The sequence below is a fragment of the Pseudomonas sp. 05N434 genome (assembly GCF_056396965.1).
Genome location: NZ_JBFTMK010000567.1, coordinates 1 through 3243 on the forward strand (window position 1 = coordinate 1; position 3243 = coordinate 3243).

The 3243-nt window shown below is 60.8% G+C and carries 3 protein-coding genes; all 3 read left to right on the forward strand.

Annotated features, from left to right (window positions below; all coding sequences use genetic code 11):
• Window positions 1–1162, forward strand: a 1162-nt coding sequence (locus AC1DLB_RS25915) for a glutamine synthetase family protein (RefSeq protein WP_477785903.1), incomplete at its 5' end; no start/stop codon positions are given.
• A 50-nt stretch (window positions 1163–1212) separates the two neighbouring features.
• Window positions 1213–2301, forward strand: coding sequence for a polyamine ABC transporter substrate-binding protein (locus AC1DLB_RS25920; RefSeq protein ID WP_019578877.1), 1089 nt, complete (start codon window positions 1213–1215; stop codon window positions 2299–2301).
• Window positions 2298–3243: NAD(P)/FAD-dependent oxidoreductase (locus AC1DLB_RS25925; RefSeq protein ID WP_477785904.1), on the forward strand; the 946-nt coding region annotated here is incomplete at its 3' end. The genes AC1DLB_RS25920 and AC1DLB_RS25925, both read left to right, overlap by 4 nt.

The window sequence follows — 3243 nt, forward strand, 5'->3', positions numbered from 1 at the left end:
CATCTACTACGACCTGCTCGACCCGGCCGACATCGACATGGTCTGCAAACCTGTCGCCGACGCGGTTTACGTGGTGCCGTGGGCCATCGAACCCACCGCCATCGTGATCCACGACACCTTCGACAAGTTCGGCAACCCCATCGAACTGTCGCCGCGCAACGTGCTGAAGAAAGTGCTGCAGCTTTACACCGACAAAGGCTGGCAGCCGATTGTCGCGCCGGAAATGGAGTTCTACCTGACCCAGCGCTGCGAAGACCCGGACTTACCACTCAAGGCGCCGCTGGGGCGTTCTGGCCGTGCGGAAAGCGGTCGACAGTCTTTTTCCATCGACGCCGCCAACGAGTTCGATCCACTGTTTGAAGACGTCTACGACTGGTGCGAACTGCAGGGCCTGGACCTCGACACGCTGATCCACGAAGACGGCCCGGCGCAGATGGAAATCAACTTCCGTCATGGCGATGCGCTGGACCTGGCGGACCAGATCACCGTGTTCAAACGCACCCTGCGCGAGGCGGCACTCAAGCACAACGTGACTGCGACTTTCATGGCCAAACCCATTGGTGACGAACCTGGCAGCGCCATGCACATCCATCAAAGCGTGGTCGACATCGCCAGCGGCCAGCCGATCTTCGCCGATGCCGACGGGCAGATGAGCGAGCTGTTCCGGCACCACATCGGCGGCCTGCAAAAGTACATCCCCAAAGTGCTGCCGATGTTCGCGCCCAACGTCAATTCGTTCCGCCGCTTCCTGCCCGACACCTCGGCACCGGTCAACGTCGAATGGGGCGAAGAAAACCGCACCGTCGGCCTGCGCGTGCCGACCTCGAGCCCCGACGCCATGCGCGTGGAAAACCGTTTGCCGGGTGCCGACGCCAACCCTTACCTGGCGATCGCCGCGAGCCTGTTGTGCGGCTACCTGGGCATGGTCGAAAAGGTCGAGCCGAGCGCCGCGGTGCAGGGTCGTGCCTACGAGCGACGCAACCTGCGCCTGCCGATCACCATCGAGGACGCACTCACGCGCATGGAAGAGTGCGAAACCATCAAGCGCTACCTGGGCAGCAAATTCGTCCGGGGGTATGTCGCGGTCAAGCGCGCCGAACACGAGAACTTCAAGCGCGTGATCAGCTCCTGGGAGCGCGAGTTCCTGCTGCTCAGCGTCTAAAAAACACACGCCCGCTCCCACAAAGCCAAATAACTCAAAGAGGTGTCGATATGCGTCTATTGAAATCCGTGGTTCCGGTCGCGCTGGCGGTATTGTTCAGCGCCGGGGCGCAGGCTCAGCCAAGCGTCAGCGTCTACAACTGGACCGATTACATCGGCGAGACCACCCTCGCCGACTTCCAGGCAAAAACCGGGATCAAGGTGATCTACGACGTATTCGATTCCAACGAAACCCTGGAAGGCAAACTGCTCGCCGGCCGCACCGGGTATGACGTGGTGGTGCCGTCCAACCACTTTCTCGCGCGGCAGGTGAAGGCCGGTGCGTTCCTCAAACTGGATCGATCGCAGCTGCCCAACTTCAAAAACCTCGACCCGAAACTGCTGACGCTGCTGGAGAAAAACGATCCGCAGAACGCGCATTCCGTACCGTATCTGTGGGGCACCAACGGCATCGGCTACAACGTCGACAAGGTCAAGCAAGTGCTGGGCATTGATCACATCGATTCCTGGGCCGTGTTTTTCGAACCCGAGAACCTGAAGAAACTCAGCCAGTGTGGTGTGTCGATGATGGACTCGGCTGATGAAGTATTCCCGGCAGTCCTCAACTACATGGGCATGGACCCACGCAGCGAAAACCCTGAGGACTTTAAAAAAGCCGAAGCCAAACTCTTGAGCATCCGGCCTTACATCACCTACTTCCATTCCTCCAAGTACGTCTCGGACTTGGCCAACGGCGACATCTGCGTGGCCTTCGGTTACTCCGGCGACGTGTTCCAGGCGGCCAATCGCGCCAAGGAAGCGAAGAACGGTGTGAACATCGCCTACTCGATCCCGAAAGAAGGCAGCAACCTGTGGTTCGACCTTCTGGCAATTCCCGCCGACGCCAGCAACCCGAAAGAAGCCCACGCCTTCATCAATAACCTGCTGGACCCGCAAGTGATCGCCAAGGTCAGTGCCTCGGTGGGCTATGCCAATCCGAACCCGGCAGCCAAGGCCTACATGGATGCTGAGTTGGTCAATAATCCTGAGGTCTACCCACCCCAGGACGTCCTCGACAAACTCTACATTTCCACCACCCCGCCCCAGGCGATCATGCGTCTGATGACCCGTTCCTGGAGCAAAGTGAAGTCCAACCAATGAATCAGCATGACAAGCAACATGCCCGCTCCTATTACGCGGCATCGGCCAATGGCATGGCACCCTACCCGACGCTGGATTCGGACCTTGAAGCCGATGTCTGCGTGATCGGTGGCGGGTTCACCGGGGTCAACACCGCGATCGAACTGGCACAGCGCGGGCTCTCGGTGATTCTGCTGGAGGGCCGGCGGATCGGCTGGGGCGCCAGCGGTCGTAATGGCGGGCAGTTGATCCGTGGCATTGGCCATGACGTCAGTGGGTTCGCCCGTTATGTCGGCGAGGAAGGCGTGCGTTATCTGGAGCGTGCGGGCATCGAGTCCGTGGAGCTGGTGGGCAATCGCATCCGTGAACATGGCATCGATTGCGACCTGCGCTGGGGCTTCTGCGAACTGGCCAATACACCGGCGCAGTTCGCTGCGTTCAAGGCAGAGCTGCAAAGCCTCGCCGAGTTGGAGTACCCCCATGAAACCCGACTCGTCGGCCCCGAGCAGATCCGCCAGCAAGTGGTGGGCTCGGACCTTTATGCCGGCGGCCTGATCGACATGGGTTCGGGGCATTTGCATCCGCTGAATCTGGTGCTCGGCGAAGCGCGGCTGGCGCAATCTCTCGGGGTACGGATTTTCGAGCAGAGCCCAGTGCTGGAGTTGGTCCACGGCAGCCCCGTGCAGGTTCGCTGCGCCGGCGGCACAGTGCGCGCCGGCAGCCTGGTGCTGGCCTGCAACGCACATCTGGAAGAACTCGAACCGCGCCTGAGCGGTAAGGTGCTGCCGGCGGGCAGTTACATCATCGCCACCGAACCGTTGGCACCCGAGGTGGCCGCTCAGCTGATCCCGCAGAACCTGGCGCTGTGCGACCAGAAAGTCGGTCTTGATTACTACCGGCTCTCGGCGGATCGACGTTTGTTATTCGGCGGTGCCTGCCATTATTCCGGGCGCGACCCCGTGG